At 62.6% G+C, this 24,960-nt stretch carries 21 protein-coding genes; 7 read left to right on the top strand and 14 right to left on the bottom strand.

Going from position 1 to position 24,960, the window contains the following annotated elements; all coding sequences use genetic code 11:
- The first annotated feature begins 270 nt into the window (after positions 1-270).
- The gene (locus AC5PZ0_RS06020) at positions 271-726 is read left to right on the top strand and encodes an REP-associated tyrosine transposase (RefSeq protein ID WP_085272204.1); all 456 of its coding nucleotides are present in this window, start codon (positions 271-273) and stop codon (positions 724-726) included.
- A gap of 103 nt (positions 727-829) precedes the next feature.
- On the opposite strand, the gene AC5PZ0_RS06025 is transcribed toward AC5PZ0_RS06020, so the two are convergent.
- The 7 genes from AC5PZ0_RS06025 to AC5PZ0_RS06055 all read right to left on the bottom strand — a co-directional run bounded on the left by AC5PZ0_RS06025 (position 830) and on the right by AC5PZ0_RS06055 (position 9,140).
- Positions 830-1,723 (bottom strand): ABC transporter permease subunit, encoded by an 894-nt coding sequence (locus tag AC5PZ0_RS06025; RefSeq protein ID WP_099430734.1) that lies wholly within the window; start codon positions 1,721-1,723, stop codon positions 830-832.
- Positions 1,720-2,640 carry an ABC transporter permease subunit gene (locus AC5PZ0_RS06030; RefSeq protein WP_027592257.1) on the bottom strand — a complete coding sequence of 307 codons (921 nt, stop codon included), beginning with the start codon at positions 2,638-2,640 and terminating at the stop codon, positions 1,720-1,722. The genes AC5PZ0_RS06025 and AC5PZ0_RS06030 overlap by 4 nt, the downstream gene beginning before the upstream one ends.
- Positions 2,637-3,779 carry a polyamine ABC transporter ATP-binding protein gene (potA, locus tag AC5PZ0_RS06035; protein WP_027592256.1) on the bottom strand — a complete coding sequence of 381 codons (1,143 nt, stop codon included), beginning with the start codon at positions 3,777-3,779 and terminating at the stop codon, positions 2,637-2,639. Before potA ends, AC5PZ0_RS06030 begins: the two co-directional genes overlap by 4 nt.
- Before the next feature lie 71 nt (positions 3,780-3,850).
- Entirely contained in the window at positions 3,851-4,945 is a 1,095-nt protein-coding gene (locus AC5PZ0_RS06040; RefSeq protein ID WP_099455669.1) for a polyamine ABC transporter substrate-binding protein, read from the bottom strand.
- Positions 4,946-5,104: 159 nt separating this feature from the next.
- On the bottom strand, positions 5,105-6,202 hold the full coding sequence (locus AC5PZ0_RS06045; RefSeq protein ID WP_099430738.1) for a polyamine ABC transporter substrate-binding protein: 1,098 nt from the start codon (positions 6,200-6,202) through the stop codon (positions 5,105-5,107).
- 169 nt (positions 6,203-6,371) lie between these two features.
- A complete protein-coding gene (locus tag AC5PZ0_RS06050; protein ID WP_099430739.1) occupies positions 6,372-7,733 on the bottom strand; it encodes an aspartate aminotransferase family protein in 1,362 nt (453 codons plus the stop codon).
- Positions 7,734-7,781: 48 nt separating this feature from the next.
- The gene (locus AC5PZ0_RS06055) at positions 7,782-9,140 is read right to left on the bottom strand and encodes a glutamine synthetase family protein (protein WP_027592252.1); all 1,359 of its coding nucleotides are present in this window, start codon (positions 9,138-9,140) and stop codon (positions 7,782-7,784) included.
- Positions 9,141-9,181: 41 nt separating this feature from the next.
- Between AC5PZ0_RS06055 and AC5PZ0_RS06060 the strand changes: the two genes are divergently transcribed.
- On the top strand, positions 9,182-9,376 hold the full coding sequence (locus AC5PZ0_RS06060; RefSeq protein ID WP_225876673.1) for a hypothetical protein: 195 nt from the start codon (positions 9,182-9,184) through the stop codon (positions 9,374-9,376).
- A 338-nt stretch (positions 9,377-9,714) separates the two neighbouring features.
- Complete coding sequence (locus tag AC5PZ0_RS06065) at positions 9,715-11,091, top strand: glutamine synthetase family protein (protein WP_027592251.1); 1,377 nt, start codon at positions 9,715-9,717, stop codon at positions 11,089-11,091.
- Between the two features lie 150 nt (positions 11,092-11,241).
- On the opposite strand, the gene argA is transcribed toward AC5PZ0_RS06065, so the two are convergent.
- Positions 11,242-12,540 (bottom strand): amino-acid N-acetyltransferase, encoded by a 1,299-nt coding sequence (gene argA / locus AC5PZ0_RS06070; protein WP_027592250.1) that lies wholly within the window; start codon positions 12,538-12,540, stop codon positions 11,242-11,244.
- Between the two features lie 124 nt (positions 12,541-12,664).
- Entirely contained in the window at positions 12,665-13,807 is a 1,143-nt protein-coding gene (gene argE, locus AC5PZ0_RS06075) for an acetylornithine deacetylase (RefSeq protein ID WP_186681408.1), read from the bottom strand.
- Positions 13,808-13,921: 114 nt separating this feature from the next.
- Here argE and AC5PZ0_RS06080 point away from each other — a divergent pair, with 114 nt between their 5' ends.
- Positions 13,922-15,298 carry a CYTH domain-containing protein gene (locus AC5PZ0_RS06080; RefSeq protein WP_027592248.1) on the top strand — a complete coding sequence of 459 codons (1,377 nt, stop codon included), beginning with the start codon at positions 13,922-13,924 and terminating at the stop codon, positions 15,296-15,298.
- A gap of 115 nt (positions 15,299-15,413) precedes the next feature.
- On the opposite strand, the gene AC5PZ0_RS06085 is transcribed toward AC5PZ0_RS06080, so the two are convergent.
- Positions 15,414-15,884 (bottom strand): Lrp/AsnC family transcriptional regulator, encoded by a 471-nt coding sequence (locus AC5PZ0_RS06085; protein ID WP_085272198.1) that lies wholly within the window; start codon positions 15,882-15,884, stop codon positions 15,414-15,416.
- Between the two features lie 126 nt (positions 15,885-16,010).
- On the opposite strand from AC5PZ0_RS06085, the gene AC5PZ0_RS06090 reads away from it, so the two are divergent.
- From AC5PZ0_RS06090 to AC5PZ0_RS06100, 3 genes are all read left to right on the top strand, one after another.
- A complete protein-coding gene (locus tag AC5PZ0_RS06090) occupies positions 16,011-16,316 on the top strand; it encodes an ACT-like domain-containing protein (protein WP_027592246.1) in 306 nt (101 codons plus the stop codon).
- A 91-nt stretch (positions 16,317-16,407) separates the two neighbouring features.
- The gene (locus AC5PZ0_RS06095) at positions 16,408-18,093 is read left to right on the top strand and encodes a GspE/PulE family protein (protein WP_493854534.1); all 1,686 of its coding nucleotides are present in this window, start codon (positions 16,408-16,410) and stop codon (positions 18,091-18,093) included.
- A gap of 89 nt (positions 18,094-18,182) precedes the next feature.
- Positions 18,183-18,497 carry a DUF2388 domain-containing protein gene (locus AC5PZ0_RS06100; RefSeq protein WP_027592244.1) on the top strand — a complete coding sequence of 105 codons (315 nt, stop codon included), beginning with the start codon at positions 18,183-18,185 and terminating at the stop codon, positions 18,495-18,497.
- 27 nt (positions 18,498-18,524) lie between these two features.
- On the opposite strand, the gene gcvP is transcribed toward AC5PZ0_RS06100, so the two are convergent.
- The 4 genes from gcvP to AC5PZ0_RS06120 form a co-directional block, all read right to left on the bottom strand.
- Entirely contained in the window at positions 18,525-21,398 is a 2,874-nt protein-coding gene (gene gcvP, locus AC5PZ0_RS06105; RefSeq protein WP_493854535.1) for an aminomethyl-transferring glycine dehydrogenase, read from the bottom strand.
- 184 nt (positions 21,399-21,582) lie between these two features.
- Positions 21,583-21,966 (bottom strand): glycine cleavage system protein GcvH, encoded by a 384-nt coding sequence (gene gcvH, locus AC5PZ0_RS06110; RefSeq protein WP_027592242.1) that lies wholly within the window; start codon positions 21,964-21,966, stop codon positions 21,583-21,585.
- Positions 21,967-22,017: 51 nt separating this feature from the next.
- Positions 22,018-23,100: a glycine cleavage system aminomethyltransferase GcvT gene (gene gcvT, locus AC5PZ0_RS06115; RefSeq protein ID WP_493854536.1), complete on the bottom strand. Its 1,083-nt coding sequence runs from the start codon at positions 23,098-23,100 to the stop codon at positions 22,018-22,020.
- Between the two features lie 129 nt (positions 23,101-23,229).
- Positions 23,230-24,846 carry an ABC transporter permease gene (locus tag AC5PZ0_RS06120; protein WP_274888520.1) on the bottom strand — a complete coding sequence of 539 codons (1,617 nt, stop codon included), beginning with the start codon at positions 24,844-24,846 and terminating at the stop codon, positions 23,230-23,232.
- Positions 24,847-24,960: the final 114 nt, after the last annotated feature.

Here is a 24,960-nt window from a genome sequence, read left to right on the forward strand (position 1 = left end):
TGTCAGCGTAGTTCAGGGTTCAGCAAACATCACTGATGGAGATCACTCGAGTATTTCCGGCGCTGGTGCGGGCCTCTTCGCGGGTGAACCCGCTCCCACAGGGACTGTGCAAATGCTGAATCCTGCGTAGCACCTGTGGGAGCGGGTTCACCCGCGAAAGGGCCGGTACAGACAACCACAAGCCCCCTGCCATATCCCGAAACCATCCAGCGCACTTTTGCGGTTTCACATCCACTACCTTGGAGAGGTCACTCTTCAAGGAAGAAACCAATGCCTCGGGCTCAATCACACCTGCTTCGACGTGGTCGCTATTCAGAACTCGGCAGGCTGTACCTGCTTACTACTGTTACCCATCAACGCAAGCCGCTGTTCAATGACTTCCAACATGCCCGATTAGTTATCCATCAACTGCGACAGTCCGATCACGACCACGCCTGCCGGTCATTGGCCTGGGTACTGATGCCGGACCATCTGCATTGGCTGATCGAGTTGAAAGGCACGACGCTGGGTACATTGATGCGCAGATTCAAATCCAGATCCAGTCTGGTTTTGCATCAGGCGGGGGTTGAGCATGATCCGGTGTGGCAGCCTGGGTATCAGGACCGGGCATTGAGAAGGGAGGAAAGCATGGTGCATGTAGCCCGGTACATTGTTGCCAATCCGTTGAGGGCTGGATTGGTCAGAAGTGTCCGGGACTATCCACACTGGGATGCGGTATGGCTTTGAATCGGTGCTGGGGTTTTCGCGGGTAAACCCGCTCCCACAGGATGTGTGCAGTTTCTAGAACTGCACTTGCCTGTAGAAGCGGGCTTGCCCGCGAAGAGCTGGGTCAGACCGGCGCAGCTGCTGCCGTCGGGCGCTTGACTTGTGGCTGCGACACGTTCGCCGCAGCCCCTTCTTCGATGGCCTGCTGAATCGCCTTGCGACGGTGCTCTTCAGCGCGGCGGCTGAAGTACCAGACCATGAAGGTCACCAGCGACACCGACAACAGGATCAGGCTGGCCACGGCGTTGATCTCTGGCTTCACGCCCAGGCGCACCGCCGAGAACACTTCCATCGGCAAGGTGGTCGAGCCCGGTCCGGACACGAAGCTGGCCAGCACCAGGTCATCCAGCGACAGGGCAAACGACATCATGCCGCCCGCCGCGAGCGATGGCGCGATCATCGGGATGGTGATCAGGAAGAACACCTTCCACGGCTTGGCACCCAGGTCCATCGCCGCTTCCTCGATCGACAGGTCCAGCTCACGCAAGCGTGCCGACACCACCACCGCCACGTACGCCGCACAGAACGTGGTGTGGGCGATCCAGATGGTGACGATGCCACGCTCTTGCGGCCAGCCGATCATCTGCGCCATGGCCACGAACAGCAGCAACAGCGACAGACCGGTGATCACTTCGGGCATCACCAGCGGCGCGGTGACCAGGCCGCCGAACAGCGTGCGGCCTTTGAAGCGGGTGACCCGGGTCAGCACGAAGGCCGCCAGGGTACCCAGCGCCACCGCTGCCACCGCCGTGTAGCAGGCGATTTCCAGCGAGCGCATCACCGACCCCATCAGCTGGGTGTTGTCGAGCAGGCCGACGTACCACTTGACCGACCAGCCTCCCCACACTGTCACCAGCTTCGAGGCGTTGAACGAGTAGATCACCAGGATCAGCATCGGCAGGTAGATGAACAGCAAGCCGAGCACCAGCATCAGCTTGGAAAAACTGAAGCGCTTCATGCCCTGCCCTCCATTTCTTTGGCCTGGCTGCGGTTGAACAGCAGGATCGGCACGATCAGGATCGCCAGCATCACTACCGCCAGCGCGGACGCTACCGGCCAGTCACGGTTGTTGAAGAACTCTTGCCATAGCACCTTACCGATCATCAGGGTTTCCGGGCCGCCCAGCAGTTCTGGGATCACGAACTCGCCCACCACCGGGATGAACACCAGCATGCAGCCCGCGATGATGCCGTTTTTCGACAGCGGCACGGTGATCTTCCAGAAGCTGTTGAAGGTGCTCGAACCCAGGTCCGATGCGGCTTCCAACAGGCTCGGGTCGTGCTTCACCAAGTTCGCGTACAGCGGCAGGATCATGAACGGCAGGTACGAATAGACCACGCCGATGTACACCGCCAGGTTGGTGTTGAGAATCTGCAGTGGCTGGTCGATCAGCCCCAGCCACAGCAGGAAGCTGTTAAGCAGCCCGTTGTTGCTGAGGATGCCCATCCAGGCGTAGACGCGGATCAGGATCGCCGTCCAGGTCGGCATCATGATCAGCAACAGCAGCACGGTCTGCGACTCTTTGCGGGCGTTGGCGATGGCATAGGCCATCGGGTAGCCGATCAGCAGGCACAGCAAGGTGCTGAAGAAGGCCATCTTCAACGAGCCCAGGTAGGCCGAGATGTACAGCTCGTCTTCGGTCAACAGGCCATAGTTGGCCAGGTTGAGCACCAACTGGATCTTGTCTTCGACGTAGCTGTAGATCTCGGTATACGGCGGGATCGCCACGTCGGCTTCAGCAAAGCTGATCTTCAACACGATGAAGAACGGCAGCATGAAGAACAGGAACAGCCAGATGAACGGCACGCCGATCACCAGGTGCCGCCCCTCCGGGGTCAAGCGCTGGAAGGCTCGCTTGAGCTTGCGCAGTTTCATGACCGCAGTACCACGCCGCTGTCGTCTTCCCACCACACGTACACTTCATCGCCCCAGGTCGGACGTGTGCCCTGGCGCTCGGCGTTGGCCACGAACGACTGGACGATCTTGCCGCTCGGCAGCTCGACGTAGAACACCGAGTGGCCGCCCAGGTAGGCGATGTCGTGCACCTTGCCGCGCGACCAGTTGTGCTCGCAGGTCGGTTGCTGGGTAGTGACCAGCATCTTCTCCGGGCGCAGCGCGTAGGTGATGTGCTTGTCTTCGACCGACGTGGTGATGCCGTGGCCAACGTAGATCTTGCGCTCCAGTTCAGGGCTGGCAATGATCGCGTGGCCTTCGGCGTCGTCGACCACTTCACCTTCGAACAGGTTGACGTTGCCGATGAACTCGCACACCAGGCGGCTGGTCGGGGTCTCGTAGATGTCCACAGGCGAGCCGATCTGGGCGATCCAGCCCAGGTGCATGATGGCGATGCGCTGGGCCATGGTCATGGCCTCTTCCTGGTCGTGGGTCACCATCACGCAGGTCACGCCCACGCGCTCGATGATTTCCACCAGCTCAAGTTGCATCTGCGAACGCAGCTTCTTGTCCAGGGCGCCCATCGGCTCATCGAGCAACAGCAGTTTCGGGCGCTTGGCCAGCGAACGCGCCAGGGCCACACGCTGGCGCTGGCCACCCGACAGCTGGTGCGGCTTGCGCTTGGCGTACTGGGTCATGTGCACCAGCTTGAGCATCTCGGCCACACGGGCGTCGATGTCCGCCTTGGGCAGCTTGTCCTGCTGCAGGCCGAAGGCGATGTTCTGCGCCACGGTCATGTGCGGGAACAGCGCGTAGGACTGGAACATCATGTTGATCGGCCGCTCGTAGGGCGGCATCTCGGTGATGTCGACGCCATCGAGCAAGATCCGCCCTTCGGTGGGGCGCTCGAAGCCAGCCAGCATACGCAGCAAGGTCGATTTGCCGGAACCGGAGCCACCCAGCAGGGCAAAAATCTCACCCTTGCGGATTTCCAGGGACACATCGTCCACCGCTACCGTTTCGTCGAACTTTTTCGTGACCCGGTCGATCTTGACCAGCACCTGCTTGGGTTGCTGGCCACCCTCGAGGGCTTTCTTATAGGCTCCGGAGGCAACTGCCATGAGTGAAACTCCCAACAAGATTTTTGTGCCCGCGCGGCCTGTTCTGCAGGGGCCGCGGCGGGTCTGGATTGTTACTTGCCCGACTTGACCTTGGTCCAGCTACGGGTCATCAAGCGTTGCACCTTGGGTGGCAACTCACTGTTGACGAACATCTTGTCCAGCACTTCCTGCGGTGGGTAAACCGCGGCGTCAGTCCTCACGGCCTGGTCCATCAGGTCGCCAGCCTTGGGGTTCGGGTTGGCGTAACCGACGTAATCACTGACCTGGGCGATAACCTCAGGTTTCAGCAAATAGTTGATGAAGGCATGGGCCTCTTTGACGTTCTTGGCGTCCTTGGGGATCGCCAGCACGTCGAACCAGAGGTTGCCGCCTTCTTTGGGAATCGCATACGCCAGGTTCACGCCCTTCTTGGCTTCTTCGGCGCGGGCCTTGGCCTGGAAGATGTCGCCAGAGAAGCCCGCCGCGACGCAGATGTCGCCGTTGGCAAGGTCGGTGATGTACTTGGACGAGTGGAAGTAGGTGACGTAAGGGCGCACCGCCAGCAGCTTCTGCTCGGCAGCCTGGTAGTCCTTGGGGTTGCTGCTGTTGGGGTCCAGCCCCATGTAGTTGAGCACCGCCGGGAGCATTTCGTCCGCCGAGTCGAGGAAGGCCACACCACACTTGGAGAGCTTCTTCATGTTCTCGGGTTCGAACAGCACCGCCCAGGAATCGATGGTGTCGACGCCCAGCGCAGCCTTGACCTTTTCAACGTTGTAACCAATGCCGTTGGTGCCCCACAGGTAAGGCACGGCGTACTGGTTGCCCGGATCGTTCTTCTCCAGGCGTTTCATCAGCGCCGGATCCAGGTTGGCATAATTGGGCAGCAGGCTTTTGTCGAGCTTCTGGAACGCGCCCGCCTTGATCTGCTTGCCGAGGAAATGGTTGGACGGCACTACCACGTCATAGCCGGTGTTGCCGGCCAGCAGCTTGCCTTCCAGGGTTTCGTTGGAATCGAACACGTCCTGCACGGGCTTGATACCCGTTGCCTTCTCGAAGTCCGCGAGTGTGGTCGGGCCGATATAGTCGGACCAGTTGTAGAAATGCACCGTAGGCGCCGCTTGGACGCTGCATGCCAGCGTCAGGCCCGCTCCAGCCATCAAGGCCTTGCGTAATACAGAAATAGACAAGTGGGTGGTCCTCACAATCAGTGCCTGGGTAGCGGCAATGTGGCCGCACACGCAAAACCGGCGCGCAACTTACCTTCGCAGCTTCGATGCCGCAATCATCAATTGCCTTTCATGGCCTCTGGGCCGGGCAACCCCGGCCCAGAGCGCCTCGCATCGGGCTTACTTGCCCGACTTGATCTTGGTCCAGCTGCGGGTGATCACACGCTGCACAGAAGCGTCAGGCGCAGCGATCGCGTACAGCTGCTTCTTCACTTCGGCAGGCGGGTAGATGCTCGGGTCGCTGGTGATGTCTTTGTCCACGAACGCGGTGGCGGCAGCGTTGCCGTTCGGGAAGCGCACGGCGTTGGTGATCTCAGCCATGATTTCCGGCTGCATCAGGAAGTCCATGAACTGGTAGGCAGCGTCTTTATGCTCGGCATCTTTCGGGATGGCGACCATGTCGTAGAAGGTACCGGCACCTTCTTTCGGAATGACGTAGTCCACTTTGACCTTGTCGCCAGCTTCGTGGGCGCGGGCCTTGGACTGCTCCAGGTCACCCGAATAACCGACGGCTACGCAGATGTTGCCGTTGGCCATGTCGCCGATGTACTTGGAGGAGTGGAAGTAGGTGATCGAAGGACGGATCTTGAGGAACAGGTCCTCGGCGGCCTTCAGGTCTTCCTTCTTGGTGCTGTTGCTTGGCAGGCCCAGGTAGTGCAGCGCGGCCGGGATCATCTCGGTCGGCGCATCCAAGAAGCTCACGCCGCAGCTCTTGAGCTTGGCGATGTTCTCAGGCTTGAACACCACGTCCCACGAATCGATCTTGTCCACGCCCAGCGCGGCCTTGACCTTCTCCGGGTTGTAGCCAATGCCGATAGAGCCCCACATGTACGGGAAGGCGTGCTTGTTGTCCTTGTCGCTGGCATCGCCAACGGCCTTGAGCAGGTCGGTGTCGAGGTTCTTCCAGTTCGGCAGTTTGGAGCGGTCCAGTTCCTCGTACACGCCAGCCTTGATCTGCTTGGCCAGGAAGTTGTTCGAAGGCACGACGATGTCGTAGCCCGACTTGCCTGCCAGCAGCTTGGCTTCCAGGGTTTCGTTGCTGTCGAAGACGTCGTACTTGACCTTGATGCCGGTCTGCTTCTCGAACTTGGCGATGGTGTCCGGAGCAATGTAGTCCGACCAGTTGTAGACGTTCAATACCTTGTCTTCAGCCTGAACAGCGGTCGCCATGGCACCCATCAGGGCGGCGGCCAGCAACGTCTTGCCCATTTTCTTCATGCGTCATGCTCCAGATTTTTTTGATTAGCCATCCGTTCAGCTGCCAGGTCCCGCAGTACACGCGTCGGGCGACTGAAACAGTCGCTAGTCTGGCAAGTTACAAGGCGCTGTTTCAAGGAAAGCAGCCCCTTGTAACCAACTAATGTCACAACGCTAGCCTAGCAGGTGCTCATCTGATCGCTTCGAGGGTCAGGTCGAGGCACTTGCGCGCCTTTTCCACCAGCTCGTCGATCTCTGCATGGCTGATTACCAGTGGTGGCGCGATGATCATGGTGTCACCGACCGCGCGCATGATCAGGCCGTTCTCGAAGCAGAAGTTGCGGCAGATCATGCCCACGCCCTTGCCTTCGTAACGGCTGCGGGTGGCCTTGTCCTTGACCAACTCGATCGCGCCGAGCAGGCCCAGGCCGCGTACCTCGCCCACCAGCGGGTGGTCTTGCAGCTCACGCAAACGCTTTTGCAAATACGGTGCCGCTTCTGTGCGCGCCTGCTCGACGATTTTTTCGTCGCGCAGAATGCGCAGGTTTTCCAGGCCTACCGCGGCCGCGACCGGGTGCCCTGAATAGGTGAAGCCGTGGTTGAAGTCGCCGCCTTCGCTGATCACCTTAGCCACGGTGTCACGCACGATCACACCACCCATGGGGATGTAACCGGAGGTCAGGCCCTTGGCGATGGTCATCAGGTCTGGCTTGAGGTCGTAGTAGTCGGAGCCGAACCACTCGCCGGTACGGCCGAAACCGCAGATCACTTCGTCGGCCACGAACAGGATGTCGTACTTGGCGAGGATCTCCTTGACCTTCGGCCAGTAGGTTTCTGGCGGGATGATCACCCCACCGGCACCCTGGATCGGCTCGGCGATGAAGGCGGCGACGTTGTCTTCGCCGACCTCGAGGATTTTCTTCTCCAGTTGCTCGGCAGCCCACACACCGAATTCGTCCGGGCTCATGTCGCCGCCCTCACCGAACCAGTACGGCTGCGGAATGTGCACGATGCCCGGAATCGGCAGGCCGCCCTGCTCGTGCATGCCGCTCATGCCGCCCAGGCACGCACCGGCGAAGGTGGAGCCGTGGTAGCCGTTGATGCGGCCGATGATGGTCTGCTTGTGCGGTTTGCCCTTGAGTGCCCAATAGTGACGGACCATGCGCAGCACGGTGTCGTTGCCTTCGGAGCCGGAGCCGGTGAAGAACACATGGGTCATGCCTTCCGGCGCCACGTCGGTGATGGCTTTGGCCAGTTCCAGCGCAGGCGGGTGGGCGGTCTGGAAGAACAGGTTGTAGTACGGCAGCTCGCGCATCTGCTTTTCGGCAGCCTGCACCAGCTCTTCACGGCCGTAACCTACCGCCACGCACCACAGGCCGGCCATGCCGTCGAGGATCTTGTTGCCCTCGCTGTCCCACAAATGCACACCCTGGGCCTTGGTGATGATGCGCGGCCCCTTTTCCTTCAGCTGTTTGTAGTCGCTGAAGGGCGCGAGGTGGTGCTCGCCGCTCAGGTTTTGCCATTCACGGGTTTGCGGGTTTTTGACGCTCATGTGCTTCTCCGTTATCCGACAGCCGCGCTCCTGCGGCACCAGGGTTGATCAGACAGCAAACAGCAGGAACTCACGCTCCCAGGAACTGATGACGCGTTTGAAGTTTTCGTGCTCGGCGCGTTTGGTGGCGACGTAGCCAGTGATGAACTTCTTGCCCAGGTATTGGACCAGCGCACGGCTGATTTCCATGCGCTCCAGGGCGTCTTCGATGGTCAGCGGCAGGCGCAGGTTGCGGCGTTCGTAACCGCGGCCCTGCACCGGTGCACTGGCTTCGATGCCTTCGACCATGCCGATGTAGCCGCACAGCAAGCTGGCGGCGATGGCCAGGTAAGGGTTGGCATCGGCGCCCGGCAGGCGGTTCTCGACCCGGCGGTTTTGCGGGCCGGCATCCGGTACGCGCAGGCCGACGGTGCGGTTTTCTTCGCCCCACTCGACGTTCACTGGCGCCGAGGTGTCGGGCAGGAAGCGGCGGAACGAGTTGACGTTGGGGGCGAACAGCGGCAGCGCTTCGGGGATGAACTTCTGCAGGCCACCGATGTGGTGCAGGAACAGCTCGCTCATGCTGCCGTCTTCGTTGCTGAAAATATTTTTGCCGGTGACCACATCAACCACGCTCTGGTGCAGGTGCATGGCACTGCCCGGCTCGCCGGTCATGGGCTTGGCCATGAACGTTGCGGCCACGTTGTGCTTGAGCGCGGCCTCGCGCATGGTGCGTTTGAACACCAGGATCTGGTCGGCCAGGTGCAGGGCGTTGCCGTGACGGAAGTTGATTTCCATCTGCGCCGTGCCGTCTTCGTGGATCAGCGTGTCGAGGTCCAACTGCTGCAGTTCGCACCAGTCATAGACGTCCTCGAACAGCGGGTCGAATTCGTTGGCGGCCTCTATCGAGAACGACTGGCGGCCAGTTTCCGGGCGGCCCGAACGGCCTACCGGAGGCTGCAGCGGGAAGTCCGGGTCTTCGCTGCGCTTGGTCAGGTAGAACTCCATCTCGGGCGCGACGATTGGCTGCCAGCCTTTGTCAGCGTAGAGCTTGAGCACTTTTTTCAAGACGTTGCGCGGCGACAGTTCGACCGGGTTGCCCTTCTTGTCGTAGGTGTCGTGGATCACCTGCGCCGTCGGCTCAATGGCCCAGGGCACCAGGAACACGGCGTCTTCATCGGGGCGGCAGATCATGTCGATGTCGGCCGGGTCGAGCAGCTCGTAATAGATGTCGTCGTCGACGTAGTCACCCGTCACGGTCTGCAGCAGCACGCTCTCAGGCAGGCGCATGCCTTTTTCGGCGATGAACTTGTTGGTCGGCGAGATCTTGCCGCGCGTGATGCCGGTCAGGTCGCTGATCATGCATTCGACTTCAGTGATCTTGTGCTCTTTCAACCAATCGGTGAGCTGGTCGAGGTTGTTACTCATAAATACCTCAGGAGGTAAGGTGGTCCGCGCCTTGATTCTGGATGGAGAAGATTGCTAAAGCAAAAACCCCCACGCAGGAGCACAGTGGATACACTGAAAACAAGCGTGTCCGTAATGAGTTTGAAGGGCAGGAAGGCGAATCGAAGCGTGTGAAGCCGCTACGGGGAATGGTCCGGGTGCGCCAAGCGTCAATTATTGCGGCCAGGGCGGCCACACCGTTGACGGTGCGTGCATGAACGACAGGGGTACCCGATGGCACTGCGCAGGCAGTGCTTTCAGGTCGCGACAAGCGGACCATGTGACCCTCGTATTATTGTGTTCTGGGTTGAATCCGAGCTTAGCCTTGTTCATTTTTTTACACAACACCTCCGTAAAAAATAAAACACGGCACGCTTGAGATAGCCCTTCAGGCGGGAAATAGCGGATAATGGTTCGCCCCGATATGCAGCAAATCTGCCGTAGATGTGCCATTTCAGGGCATCATGGGGTTGGCTTGACATCAGTAGGGCTTTTCGATTGACTGGTCTTGCAAGCCCCCCTTGATTGATATTTTTAACAACAAAGGTGTTGCATCATGTCGGTACCCCCGCGTGCCGTTCAGCTTAACGAAGCGAACGCGTTCCTTAAGGAACATCCTGAGGTTCTCTACGTTGACCTTCTGATTGCAGATATGAATGGTGTGGTGCGCGGCAAGCGCATAGAGCGCACCAGCCTCCACAAGGTTTACGAGAAAGGCATCAACCTGCCGGCCTCCCTCTTCGCCCTGGATATCAACGGTTCCACCGTCGAAAGTACCGGCCTTGGCCTGGACATCGGCGACGCCGACCGCATCTGCTATCCCATCCCCGATACGCTGTGCAACGAGCCGTGGCAGAAACGCCCCACCGCACAGCTGCTCATGACCATGCACGAGATCGAAGGCGAGCCGTTCTTCGCCGACCCTCGTGAAGTGTTGCGTCAGGTTGTCAGCAAGTTCGACGACATGGGCCTGACCATCTGCGCCGCGTTCGAGCTGGAGTTCTACCTGATCGACCAGGAGAACGTGAACGGCCGCCCGCAACCGCCGCGCTCGCCGATCTCGGGCAAGCGCCCACAGTCGACCCAGGTGTACCTGATCGACGACCTCGACGAATACGCCGACTGCCTGCAGGACATCCTCGAAGGTGCCAAAGAGCAGGGTATTCCGGCCGACGCCATCGTCAAGGAAAGCGCCCCGGCGCAGTTCGAAGTCAACCTGCACCACGTCCCAGACCCGCTCAAGGCCTGTGACTACGCAGTGCTGCTCAAGCGTTTGATCAAGAACATCGCCTACGACCATGAAATGGACACCACGTTCATGGCCAAGCCCTACCCGGGCCAGGCAGGCAACGGCCTGCACGTTCACATCTCCGTGCTGGACAAAGATGGCAACAACATCTTCACCAGCGAGGATCCCGAGCAGAACGCCGCGCTACGTCACGCTGTCGGCGGTGTGCTCGAGACCCTGCCCGCGTCCATGGCGTTCCTCTGCCCGAACGTCAACTCGTACCGTCGTTTTGGCGCACAGTTCTATGTGCCGAATGCACCGAGCTGGGGCCTGGACAACCGCACCGTCGCGCTGCGCGTGCCGACCGGCTCTGCAGACGCCGTGCGCATCGAGCACCGGGTAGCCGGCGCCGATGCCAACCCGTACTTGATGATGGCGGCCGTGCTGGCCGGCGTGCACCACGGCCTGACCAACAAGATCGAGCCGGGCACGCCGATCGAAGGCAACTCGTACGAGCAGTTGGAGCAGAGCCTGCCGAACAACCTGCGCGATGCCCTGCGCGAGTTGGACGACAGCGAGATCCTCAACAAGTACATCGATCCGAAGTACATCGACATCTTTGTCGCGTGCAAGGAAAGCGAGCTGGAGGAGTTCGAGCACTCGATCTCCGACCTCGAGTACAACTGGTATCTGCATACCGTGTAACTGAAAACGCCGCCCAAAGGGCGGCGTTTTTCTGAGACCGGTGTCGCCTGCTTCGCGGGGCAAGCCCGCTCCCACAAGTCCTCCGCATGGCTCAGGCCTAGTGAGATTCCTGTGGGAGCGGGCTTGCCCCGCGAAGAGGCCGGTACAGGCTTACAAGGACTTCTCGAAAATCTTCGAATTACGCTGGTAGTTGTACAGCGATGCCCGCGCCGCCGGCAGCCGCTCCACGCCACTGGGCGCAAAGCCCCGCTCGCGGAACCAGTGCGCAGTCCGGGTAGTTAACACGAACAACGTATTCAGCCCCATCTGCCGCGCACGGCTCTCGATGCGCTCCAGCAACTCATCGCCCCGCCCGCCATGCCGGTACTCCGGGTTCACCGCCAGGCACGCCAGCTCCCCCGCCTCGGAATCGGCAATCGGGTACAGCGCTGCACACGCGATGATCATGCCCTCGCGCTCGACCACACTGAACTGCTCGATTTCCCGCTCCAGCACCTCGCGCGAACGGCGCACCAGGATGCCTTGCTCTTCCAGCGGGCTGATCAGCTCCAACAGGCCGCCCACATCCTCGATGGTCGCCTCACGCACGACTTCGAACTGCTCCTGCGACACCAGCGTGCCGCCACCACCGCGGGTGAACAGCTCGGTCAGCAGCGCGCCGTCTTCGGCATAACTGACGATATGGCTACGCGCCACGCCGCCCTTGCAGGCCTCGGCGGCCGCATCCAGCAATTCACCCTGGTAGTCGCTGCCCAGGCGCAGCAAATGCGGCGCCACCTGCTGTGGGCGCAGCTCACGCACCAGCTTGCCCTGCTCATCCAGCAGGCCCGGTTCGGCGCCGAACAGCAGCAGCTTGTCGGCACCCAGCTCGATGGCCGCGCGGGTGGCCACGTCTTCGCAAGCCAGGTTGAAAATTTCGCCTGTGGGCGAGTAACCCAGCGGCGACAGCAATACGATGGAACGCTCGTCGAGCAGGCGGCTGATACCTTTGCGGTCGACCCGGCGCACTTCGCCGGTGTGGTGGTAGTCCACACCCTCGAGCACACCGATCGGCCGCGCCGTGACCAGGTTGCCGGACGCCACGCGCAGGCGCGAGCCCTGCATCGGCGAGGCGGCGATGTCCATCGACAGGCGTGCTTCGATGGCCAGGCGCAGGGCACCCACGGCATCGATCACGCAATCCAGAGTCGCCGCATCGGTGATGCGCATGCCACGGTGGTAGTGCGGGGTCAGGCCACGGTCGGCCAGGCGGCTCTCGATCTGTGGGCGCGAGCCATGCACCAGCACCAGCCGCACGCCCAGGCTGTGCAGCAGCACCAGGTCGTGAACGATGTTGCCGAAATTAGGGTGGTCCACCCCATCGCCAGGGAGCATGACTACAAACGTGCAGTCGCGATGGGCATTGATGTACGGGGAAGCATGACGCAGCCAGTTGACGTAATCGGGCATGACAGGGCCTGTGGATAAGTGGACGGAGAACGGCGATACAGGGGGCGTTCAAGATCATCGTCGGAACAGGCTTGCGGTCACGCGCGGTCTCCTCTAGGCAGGAACGAATAAGCTCAATGGACGTTTAGTGCAGGCAATAGTGCCGAATCAAGTCACGCAATAGACGCACGGTAGGCTCGATTCGTGACATTTCCAGGTACTCGCCAGGCTGATGGGCACAGGCGATGTCGCCAGGGCCCAGCACGATGGTCTGGCAGCCCAGCTGCTGAAGATAAGGTGCTTCGGTGCCAAACGCTACCGCTTCGGCGCGGTGACCGGTCAGGCGTTCGGCCACCTGTACCAGCTCGGCGTCCGCCGCCTGCTCGAAGGCGGGCACTTCCGGGAACAGCGGGGCATAGTCGATGCGCACCTCGAACCGCTCCGCCACCGGCGCCAGCTTCTGGCGAATCGCTGCCCGCAGTTGCTCGACATCCATCCCCGGCAACGGCCGCAGGTCGAATTCCAGCGCGCATTGGCCGCAGATCCGGTTGGGGTTGTCGCCGCCATGGATGCAGCCGAAGTTCATCGTCGGTGTAGGCACGGTGAACTGTGGGTTGCGGAAGGTTTGCTGCCATTCGCCGCGCAACTGCATCAGTTCGCCCATCGCGGCGTGCATGGCTTCCAGGGCGCTGCGGCCGAGGGACGGGTCCGACGAATGGCCGCTGCGCCCGAGGATGTCGATGCGGTCCATGAGGATGCCCTTGTGCATGCGGATCGGCCGCAGGCCCGTGGGCTCGCCGATCACCGCGGCGCGGCCCAACGGTTGGCCGGCCTCGGCCAAGGCACGCGCGCCGGACATGGAGCTTTCTTCGTCGCAGGTGGCGAGAATCAGCAGCGGCTGCTTGAAGTCATGCTCCAGCAACGGCACCACCGCCTCGATGACCAAGGCGAAAAAGCCCTTCATATCGCAGCTGCCCAGGCCAACCCAACGGCCATCGACCTCGGTCAGCTTCAGCGGGTCGCTCGACCACAGCTGCTCGTCGTAGGGCACGGTGTCGCTGTGCCCCGCCAGCACCAGGCCACCCGGGCCGGTGCCACGGCTGGCCAGCAGGTTGAACTTGCCGGGGCTGACCTGCTGGATGTCGCACGTGAAACCCAGGTCACCCAACCAGCCGGCCAGCAGGTCGATGACCTGACGGTTGGACTGGTCCAGCGCAGGCTGGGTACAACTGACCGAAGGTGCGGCGATCAAAGCGGCGAACTGGTCTTTCAGCGTCGGCAACGGCATGCCTGTACTCCTCGGAAGCGTTGCCCATCATAGGACCATCTGCCGTCTGGAATAAACCGTTGACGGCCGACTCCTGTAGACTCTCTGCCAACGAGCCCCTCCTTCGAGCCTGCGATGCACAAAGAAACCGAACTCAAGCTCCGCGCCAGCCGCGAGACCCTTGCCGCCCTGCGTGAGCACCCCCTGCTGAAAAAGCGCAACAAGTCCGGTTGGCAGACCCGTGAACTGCTCAACCAGTACTTCGACACCCCGGAGCGCGAGCTTTCCGCCGCCCGTGTAGCCCTGCGCCTGCGCCGCGATGGTGATGCAATCATCCAGACCTTGAAGTGCCGCGGGCAAAGCGTGGCCGGGCTGTCCGAGCGCAACGAGTACGAGTGGCACCTGGACAAGGTCAAGCTCGACCTGAAAAAGCTCGACGGCACCTGCTGGCCCGAGCAGTTGGCTGCGCTCGACAAGAAAACCATCAAGCCGCTGTTCACCACCGACTTCAGCCGTGAATACGCCGAAATCGCTTGGGGCCGCGGCAAGAGCAAGGTCGTGATCGAGGCCGCGCTGGACCAGGGCTTCGTAATCGCCGGCAAGCGCAAGGAAGAAATCTGCGAGTTGGAGCTCGAACTGCGCGAAGGCGCACCTGAAGCCCTGCTGGAACTGGCCGCCGAGCTCGCCGCCAGCCTGCCGCTGATGCCTTGCGACATCAGCAAGGCCGAGCGTGGCTACCGCCTGCTGGAGCCCGAAAGCTACGAGCTGGGCCTGCCCCAGACCGAGCTGGACGCCGAAATGGCCCTGGACGATGCCTTCGCCGCCCTCGCCTGGCAGTTGCTCGGCAGCAGCCAGCGCCTGGCCGAGCAATACCGCCACAATGGCCACTGGCGCCTGCTGCAGGACTGGGTGCAGTCCCTGGCCGAACTGCGCGCACTGGTCGCCAGCCTGGGCCAGGCCGCACCGCGCGCCACCACCCGCGAACTGCGCGCCAGCCTCGACGCGCTGCTGGAAGACTGGCGCCCACTGGTGCAGGCCGGCAACGATGACGAAGACATCCGCCGCGCTGCGCCTGAGCAATTTGCCGAAGAACTCGAAGACGTGCGTTGGGGCCAGTTCTCGCTGGAAACCTCGCGCTGGCTGCTGGCCCGTGGCTGGACCGTCGAGCGCAAAGGCCGTGGCGAACGCCAGGGCAAGGCGCAACTGGCCAGCTGGATGGCGCACCTGCTGGGTGAAGAAGGCCGTTCGCTGAAACTGCCGCTGTACACCCAGCGCCCGGAAGACCTGGCCGAACAGCTGCCGCGCATCGAACAGTTGCTCGCCTGGCTGCACCATGCCCGCCAGGTGCTCGAAGCGCCGCAGATGGACCGCCTGTACGGCGACCTGAAAAAGCTGCACGAGCTGGCTGAACTGCCGCTGTCCGAAACGCCCGACGAGCTGCTTGAAGCCCGTATCGAGCAGGCCCGCGCGGTTGATCAAAGCCGTGGCTGGAAGTACCTGCTCAAGGCCTGATCGGCGTCGCTAGCCCTGTAGAAGCAGCCTTGCGCTGCGAAGAGGCCCGTTTTGCCACAGATTTTTTCTGGCCAAACCGGCCCCTTCGCAGCACAAGGCTGCTACAGATCGTGTCCTATCTCGACAGTGGCAGGCTGGTGGTGGATTTGATCTCCGAAAGCGCCACGATCGAATTGACCTCCTGAATCCCCGGCACATTCGACAGTTTTTCGAAGAAAAACCGTTCATACGCCTCAATGTCCGAGGTAACGATACGCAGCAGGAAGTCCACCGAGCCCATCAGCACGTAGCACTCCAGCACCTCCGGAAAACCTCGGATCGCCTCGGTGAACTCGGTGAAATTGGAGCGCCCGTGCGCGTTGAGCTTCACCTCTGCAAAAATCTGAGTATTCAGGCCGATCTTCTTGCGGTCGAGCAGCGTCACCTGCCCGCGAATCACCCCCTCCTCCTTCAGCCGCTGGATGCGCCGCCAGCAAGGCGACTGCGAAAGCCCCACACGCTCGGCGATCTGTGCGCTGGACAGCGAAGCGTCCTCCTGCAGCAATTCGAGGATGCGCCGATCATAGGCGTCCAGTTCGCTTTGCATTAATAAGTCTCCAAGTCACGATAATCCGAATAAAACAATCTGCCATACCGGCCAATTGGTCGAATCATAGCGAAAAAATACCCGCCTCAACGTGCAAGAATTTCTCCCACATTTGCGGAGACCAGCATGAACGCACTGCCACGTACCGACGCCTGGGCCGCCAGCAACGCCCACAGCACCGTGCACTACCGCCTGCAGGCCGAGGCCGAGCCCGACAGCTTATGCCGGGTGCTCAACCTGTTTGCCTTGCAGTTTCTGACCCCGCACCACGTGCAGGTCAGCCAACAGGATGACTGGCTCGCCATCGAGATCGGCATTGGCGGGCTGAGCTGGCACCGGGCCGAGGTGATTGCGCAAAAATTGCGCAACTTGGTGTGCGTGGGCGACGTAAGCCTGATGAACCTGGCGCGCGTGGAGCTGGCGGTGGTCTGACACCGCAAGATCCAGAAACCCTTTGCCCGCCGTAAGCGCACCACACCCGGCTAGCCTTCAGCAGGACTCCCCTCCTGGCAAGGACGCCGCCATGCATACCCCCGACAACCAAGCCCTCGACCTCAAGCGCCTGCTCCAGGCCTTGCTCACCGACCGGCACCTGGACGCCAGCGACACCCTGCTGGTACTGCAGCAGGCCGCGTCACGGCCGACCTGCCACCCTCTGGAACTCATCGCCGCCCAAGGCCTTGAAGACCGCAAGCACCCCGGACAGCCCTTGGACCTGGACCGCCTCTGCCAATGGCTGGCTGACAAGATCGGCCAGCCGTTCCTGCGCATCGACCCCATGCAACTCGACATGGCCCAGGTCAGCGGGCTGATCTCCCCCGCTTTCGCCCAGCGCCATGGCATTCTCGTCGTCGCCGCCGACCCTTCCGGCGTCACCGTGGCCAGCGCACAGCCCTATCAGGATGACTGGCAAGCGGACTTGGCCAGGAGCCTGGGCAGGCCCATCCGCCGCGTGCTGGCCAGCCCGCTGCAGATCCGCCAGCTGGGGCAGTCGTTCTTCCGCCTGGCCCAATCGGTACAGGGCGCGCAGCACCAGCAGTCAGCCAGCCTGGGCGAGCTCGAACACCTGCTGGAGCTGGGCAAACGCCAGGCCGAAGCCAGCGCCGATGATGCTCACATCGTGCACATCGTCGACTGGCTGCTGCAGTACGCCATCGAGCAACGCGCCAGCGATATCCACTTGGAGCCCCGCCGCGACAAAGGGCAGCTGCGCTACCGCATCGACGGCCTGCTGCACACCGTCTACGCCTTCCCCGCGGGCGTCACCCTGGCGCTGGTCAGCCGCCTCAAACACCTCGGGCGCATGGATGTGGCAGAGAAACGCCGGCCACAGGACGGCCGGTTGCAAAGCCGCCTTGCCGGCGGCGGCGAAGTGGAATTGCGCCTATCGACCTTGCCGACGCCCTTTGGCGAAAAACTGGTACTGCGCCTGTTCGACCCGCAACAGCTGCATGAAGGTTTCGACCGCCTGGGCCTGGAAGGGCAGCAACTGGAGCAATGGCGCGCGCTGCTGGGCCAACGCCAGGGCATCATCCTGGTGACAGGCCCCACGGGTTCTGGCAAGACCAGCACGCTCTACGCCAGCCTCAAGCTGCTGGCCACCCCGCAAGTCAACCTGTGCACCATCGAAGACCCCATCGAGCGGCTAGAGCCGGCCTTCAACCAACTGCAAGTCCAGCCCGCACTGGGCCTGTGCTTCGCCGACGGCGTGCGGGCGATGCTGCGCCAGGACCCGGACATCATCATGGTCGGCGAGATCCGCGACCGGGAAACCGCCCTGGTGGCCGTGCAGGCAGCCCTCACCGGGCACCTGGTGCTGTCGACCCTGCACACCAACGATGCCTGCGGCGCGATCACCCGGCTGCAGGAACTGGGCGTGGCTGATTACCTGATCAAGGCAACGCTGATCGGGGTCATGGCGCAGCGCCTGATTCGCACCTTGTGCAGCGATTGCCAGGGGTGTGCCTCGGCAGCCAGCGGCCAGCCCTGCCGCACCTGTCGCGGTACCGGTTTTCAGGGCCGTACTGGCCTGTTCGAACTGTTGATACCCAGCGAAAGCCTGCGCGCGCAGATAGGCCCACACACCGACCTGGCGCAGTTGCGACGCCAAGCGCTGAGCGAAGGCTTGGTAGACCTGCGCCGCTGCGGGGAGGCGAAAGTAGCCCGGGGCCTGACCGCTACAGAGGAAGTGCTAAGGGCCTGCTCCTGAGCAAAAAACCCTTGTATTCAAGGAACTTGCACCCCCTCGGCAGGATCAAAGCGCGCATCTTCAACCCTCACCCTTCGAGGTGTTTCAACATGCGTCTCAAAACCGCCATCGCGACCGCTGCCTTGCTTTCGCTGCCAATGGGCTCCGCCATGGCCGATACCTTCTGGCGTAACGTGATTTCTTCCGGTGCAACCACGGCGTCGACCTACCTGACGTCGAAGGATCACAAACTGGTAATGGCCGCGCAGGACGACGCCGGCAGCTTCGTGGCCAGTGAAGGCGCAATCCGCGGGCCGTTCCTGGAATCGGCGATGCGCCAGGTGCGCGCTGAAAACCCAGGGATGCAGGCAAGCGACATGGAACTGGCCAATGCCATCCTGGCCAAGAACGCGGTAGCCGAATAAGTTTTTGGGGGGCCAGCCCCCCAAAAATCAGCGATAAGCCTCCATCGGCACACACGCGCAAAACAAGTTCCTGTCCCCATACACATTGTCGACCCGGTTCACCGCTGGCCAATACTTGTGCTGGCGTACGTGAGCGCTGGGGGCGATGCCCTGCTCAAGGCTGTACGGCCTGTTCCACGGTGCCAACACGTCAGCCAAGGTATGCGGCGCATGCTTGAGCGGGTTGTCTTCGGCCGGCCAGTTGCCTTCCTGCACCTGAGCGATTTCTGCACGGATCGCCAGCATCGCTTCGACGAAACGGTCCAGCTCGGCTTTCGACTCACTCTCGGTCGGCTCGACCATCAGCGTGCCCGGCACCGGGAATGACATGGTCGGGGCATGGAAGCCGTAGTCCATCAAACGCTTGGCCACGTCTTCCTCGCTGATACCGGTCTGCGCCTTGAGCGGCCGCAGATCGAGAATGCACTCGTGGGCCACGCGCTGGTTACGCCCGCGGTAAAGCACCGGGAAAGCCCCGCCAAGTTGGCTGGCCAGGTAATTGGCCGAGAGGATCGCCACCTCACTGGCATCGGCCAGTTGCGGGCCCATCATGGCGATATACATCCAGCTGATCGGCAGAATGCTCGCGCTGCCCCAAGGCGCGGCACTGACCGCGCTGTTGTTCGGGTCCAAACCCGGCACCGGCACCACCGGGTGGCTGGCGACAAAGGGCTTGAGGTGGGCGCGGATACCGATCGGGCCCATGCCGGGGCCGCCGCCCCCGTGGGGGATGCAGAAGGTCTTGTGCAGGTTCATGTGCGACACATCGGCGCCGATGTCGGCTGGGCGCGTCAGGCCGACCTGGGCATTGAGGTTGGCGCCGTCCATGTACACCTGGCCACCGTGCTGGTGCACCACGTCGCAGATTTCACGAATACCCTCTTCATACACCCCGTGGGTCGAGGGGTAGGTGACCATCAGGCACGACAACCGATCCCCGGCCGCTTGCGCTTTGGCCTTGAGGTCCGTGAGGTCGACGTTGCCGTCGTCGTCGCAATCGACGATCACCACCTCCATGCCGGCCATCTGCGCCGAGGCCGGGTTGGTGCCGTGGGCCGAGGACGGAATCAGGCACAAGGTACGCTGAGGCTGGTGGCGGCTGCGGTGGTAGCGGGTGATGGCCATGAGGCCGGCGTATTCGCCCTGCGCGCCGGAGTTGGGCTGCATGCAGATGGCGTCGAAGCCGGTGATGGCACATAGCCAGCTTTCCAGCTCGTCGATCATCGCCTTGTAGCCCACTGCCTGGGCAGCCGGGGCGAACGGGTGCAACTGGGCGAAGGCTGGCCAGGTGATGGGGATCATCTCGCTGGTGGCGTTGAGTTTCATGGTGCAGGAGCCCAGCGGGATCATTGACTGGTTCAGCGCCAGGTCCTTGTTTTCCAGCTGCTTGAGGTAGCGCAGCATCTCGGTTTCGCTGTGGTGCAGGTTGAAGACCGGGTGCGCAAGGATCGGCGTGCGCCGCACCAGCCCCGCCGGGATGCCTTCTGGCAGCGCCAACTGGTCGAGCGCGGCAATGTCCAGGCCGTGATCGACGCCGAGGAAAATATCCAACAGGCGCAACACGGTCTGCTCGTTGCAGGTTTCGTCCAGGCTCACGCCCAGGTGCCCGCGCCCGAGGATGCGCAGGTTGATACGCGCGTGCTCGGCACTTTCGATGATCGCCGCCTGCGCGCCGCCCACCTCCAGCGTCAAGGTGTCGAAGAAATGCTGGTTGAGCCGCTTGATGCCCTTGGCCTCCAGGCCGGCCGCCAGAATGAAGGTCAGCCGGTGCACCCGCTGGGCGATGCGCTGCAAGCCTTCTGGGCCATGGTAGACGGCGTAGAAGCCGGCGATGTTGGCCAGCAGCACCTGGGCCGTGCAGATGTTGGAGTTGGCCTTCTCGCGGCGGATGTGCTGCTCGCGGGTCTGCAGGGCCATGCGCAGCGCGGTGTTGCCCCGGGCATCGCGCGACACACCGATGATGCGCCCCGGCATGGCCCGCTTGAATTCGTCGCGGCAGGCGAAATAGGCGGCATGAGGGCCGCCATAGCCCATCGGGACGCCAAAGCGCTGGGTCGAGCCCAACACCACATCGGCGCCCAGCTCACCGGGTGGCGCCAGCACCACCAGGCTGAGCAGGTCGGCGGCGACGCAGGCCAAGGCATGCTGGCTGTGCAGATGATCGATGAGCGGGCGCAGGTCGCGTACCTCGCCGTGGGTGTCCGGGTACTGCAGCAAGGCGCCGAATACCGCGTGCTTGGCCAGGTTATCCACAGAATCGACGATCAGGTCGAAGCCAAACCCTTCAGCGCGGGTTTTCAGCACCGAGAGGGTTTGCGGGTGGCAGTGCTCGTCGGCGAAAAACGCGTTGCTCTTGTTGCGCGCCACGCGCTTGGCCAGGGCCATGGCCTCGGCAGCGGCGGTGGCCTCGTCGAGTAGCGAGGCGTTGGCCAGGGTGAGGCCGGTGAGGTCGATGACCATCTGCTGGAAATTCAACAACGCTTCCAGCCGGCCTTGGGCGATTTCGGGTTGGTAAGGCGTGTAGGCGGTGTACCAGCCAGGGTTTTCCAGCACGTTACGCAGGATGACGGTCGGCGTGACGGTGCCGTGGTAGCCCATGCCGATGAGGCTGGACCAGACCTGGTTCTGCTCGGCATAACCGGCGAGCTTGGCCAATGCGGCCTGTTCGTCCAGCGCCGGCGGCAGGTCGAGGGGGCGATTGAGGCGGATCCCCGGCGGGACCGTCTGCTCGATCAGCTCGCTGCGGCTGGCAACACCCAACGCGCTGAGCATGGCCTGCTGCTCCGAGGCATCGGGGCCCAGGTGGCGACGCAGGAACGGGTTGAGCTCTTGCAGTTGATGCAGGGACGGCGACTGGGACATGACGACGCTCTCTTCCTAGACCAGGCCTCATGGAGACTTATAAGTCTAGGAAGGATTGCCGATTGTGCGGGGAAACTTGCTTGCAGGCCCGGCCTCATCGCGGGCAAACCCGCTCCTACAGGGGTATCAGCTGCCGTGCAGTACCTGTGGGAGCGGCTTTAGCCGCGAAGAAAGCGACGCGGTATTACTCGCCGATAGCAGCCTGATAACCCGCAGCATCCAGCAGCTTGTCCAGCTCAGCCTTGTCGCTTGGCTTCAGCTTGAAGATCCAGGCACCGTAAGGCTCTTCGTTGAGCAGCTCTGGGCTGTCGGCCAGTGCTTCGTTGACCGCGATCACTTCGCCACCGATCGGGGCGTAGATGTCGGAAGCAGCCTTGACCGACTCGACCACGCCAGCCGCGTCGCCTTGGGCGAACACCTTGCCGACTTCCGCCAGTTCGACGAACACGACGTCACCCAGGGCTTCCTGTGCGTGGTCGCTGATGCCAACGGTCACTGTGCCGTCGCTTTCCAGGCGTGCCCACTCGTGGCTTTCGGCAAAACGCAGTTCGGCGGGGATATTGCTCATGTCTTGAATTCCTCGATTGGCTCAGCGGTCGGCCCGCCGGTTAAAAATTATTCAAATCAGGATTTTGCCGTGGCGCACGAAGGTCGGTTTGACCACCCGCACCGGGTACCACTTGCCGCGAATCTCGACCTCGGCGCGGTCGCCGGTGGCCATGGGTAAACGCGCCAGGGCAATAGACTTGCTCAGCGTAGGAGAGAAACTACCACTGGTGATCTCCCCTTCGCCAATGCCGGCAACGCGAACCACCTGATGGGCACGCAAAACGCCGCGTTCTTCCAGCACCAGGCCAACCAGTTTTTCCTTCACACCTTGCTCGATTTCCGCCAGCAGGCCCGCGCGGCCGATGAACTCGCGCTCAGCCGGCTCCCAGGCGATGCTCCAGCCCAGGTTGGAGGTGAGTGGGGTATGGGTTTCGTCGATGTCCTGGCCATAAAGGTTCATGCCGGCTTCCAGGCGCAGGGTGTCACGGGCGCCCAGGCCACTGGGGGCGATGCCGGCGCCGACCAGGTCGTTGTAGAAAGTAACGGCCTCGTGGCCTGGCAGGATGATCTCAAGGCCGTCTTCACCGGTATAACCGGTGCGGGCAATGAACCAGTCGCCGTCGGCAATGCCTTCGAACGGGCGCAGCGCGCGAATCAGCGCGGCGCGCGAGGCGCTGAGCAAGGCGGCGACCTTGTCACGGGCCTGCGGGCCTTGGATGGCAAGAATGGCCAGGTCCGGGCGCACCTCGAAATCGACCGAGAACTCGCTCTGCTGGGCCTTGAGCCAAGCCAGCACCTTGGCGCGGGTAGCGGCGTTGGTGACCAGGCGGTAGCCGGCTTCGGTGCGATAGGCGATGAGGTCATCGATGACCCCGCCCTCTTCGTTGAGCAGTGGGCTGTACAGCGCCTTGCCGACACTGTCGAGGCGGGCAACATCGTTGGCCAGCAAATGCTGCAACCAAGCGGTAGCATCACGGCCACTGATGTCGATCACGGTCATATGGGAAACATCGAAGATCCCGCAGTCACTGCGCACCTGATGGTGCTCCTCGACTTGCGAGCCATAGTGCAGGGGCATGTCCCAACCGCCAAAATCGACCGTCTTGGCGCCGAGCGCCAGGTGCAGGTCATACAAAAGCGTGCGCTGTCCCATGGGTTTCTCCTTCCGGGCGTGGCGAAGCGGCGGCGGTCGATGACGTTTGGTCGTCAGCTCTTCTTGTAGGACCCGCCGCGCGAATGCCGCGCATTGTAGCCGCATGGGCGCAGGCTGGCATCCTTACTGTCAGTGACCGGGGCGCCGAGCTGAGCGGCGAATCAGCCCGATGACCGGCAGCAAGCCCACCAGCACCAGGGTCAAGGCAGGCAGCGAGGCACGCGCCCACTCGCCCTCGCTGGTCATCTCGAACACCCGTACCGCCAAGGTGTCCCAGCCGAACGGACGCATCAGCAAGGTGGCCGGCATCTCCTTCAACACATCGACGAATACCAGTAGGGCAGCACTCAGTGCACCGGGCACCAGCAACGGCAGATACACCTTGAAAAACAATGCCACGCCGCCGACGCCCAAGCTGCGCGAGGCCTCCGGCAATGAGGGCCGGATACGCTCCAGGCTGCTTTCCAGCGGCCCGTAGGCCACGGCGATGAAGCGCACCAGGTAGGCCAGCAGCAAGGCCGCAAGGCTGCCCAGCAGCAAGGGTTTGCCAGCGCCGCCCAGCCACGTCGAAATCGGCACCACCAGCCGGTTATCGAGGTAACTGAAGGCCAGCATGATCGACACGGCCAGCACCGAGCCTGGCAAGGCATAACCAAGGTTGGCCAGGCCGACCCCGGCGCGGATGCCGCCGGTCGGCGCCTGGCGCCGGGCGAAGGCCAGCAGCAGCGCCACGCTCACCGTGATCAATGCAGCCATGCCGCCCAGGTACAAGGTGTGCAACACCAGGCCGACATAACGCTCGTCCAGGTCATGCCGCCCACGCTGCCAGCACCACACCAGCAGTTGCAGCAGCGGTATGACGAAGGCACAGGCGAACACCAGCAGGCACCAGCCGCTGGCCAGCAGCGCCTTGGCCCCACGCAGGTGATAGAGCGCCTTGCCGCGCGCGCGCTCATTACCCGTGCGGCTCGCGCCGCGGGCACGGCGCTCGCCGTACAGCACCAGCATCACCGCCAACAGCAGCAGGCTGGCCAACTGGGCCGCGCTGGACAGGCTGAAGAAGCCGTACCAGGTCTTGTAGATGGCCGTGGTGAAGGTGTCGAAATTGAACACCGCCACCGCACCGAAGTCGGCCAGGGTTTCCATCAATGCCAGGGCGATACCGGCACCGATCGCCGGCCGCGCCATGGGCAGTGCGACGCGCCAGAACGCCTGCAGCGGTGACAGCCCCAGTACCCGGGCCGCCTCCATCAGCCCCCTGCCCTGCGCCAGGAAGGCCGTGCGCGCCAGCAGGTAGACATAGGGGTAGAACACCAGCACGAGCACGATGATCACCCCGCCCGTGGAGCGCACGCGCGGCAGGCGCATCGGCCCGAACACTTCGCGCAGGGCGCTTTGCACCGGGCCGGCAAAATCCAGCAGGCCGACGAAAACGAATGCCAGCACGTAGGCGGGGATGGCAAACGGCAGCATCAGCGCCCAGTCCAGCCAGCGCCGGCCAGGGAATTCGCAGAGGCTGGTGAGCCAGGCCAGGCTGACCCCCAATACGGTCACGCCGATGCCTACGCCTACTACCAGGGTCAGGGTGTTGCCGAGCAGGCGGCTCATCTGGGTGTCGAGCAGGTGTGACCAGATCTGCAGGTCGATCGACTGCCATGACAGCAGCAGGACGCTCAGAGGCAACAGCACCAGGGCGGCGACCAGGGCGACCGGGAGGTACCAGCGACGTTGGGGGGTGTGGGGCAAGTTCAGAACTCTCGGTTGCGATTGCGACCGCTGCGCGGTCGTTCGCGGGCAAGCCCGCCCCCACAGGGTTTACACACGCTTCAGTGGAAAACCTGTGGGAGCGGGCTTGCCCGC

The sequence above is a fragment of the Pseudomonas sp. 5.2 genome (assembly GCF_059025405.1).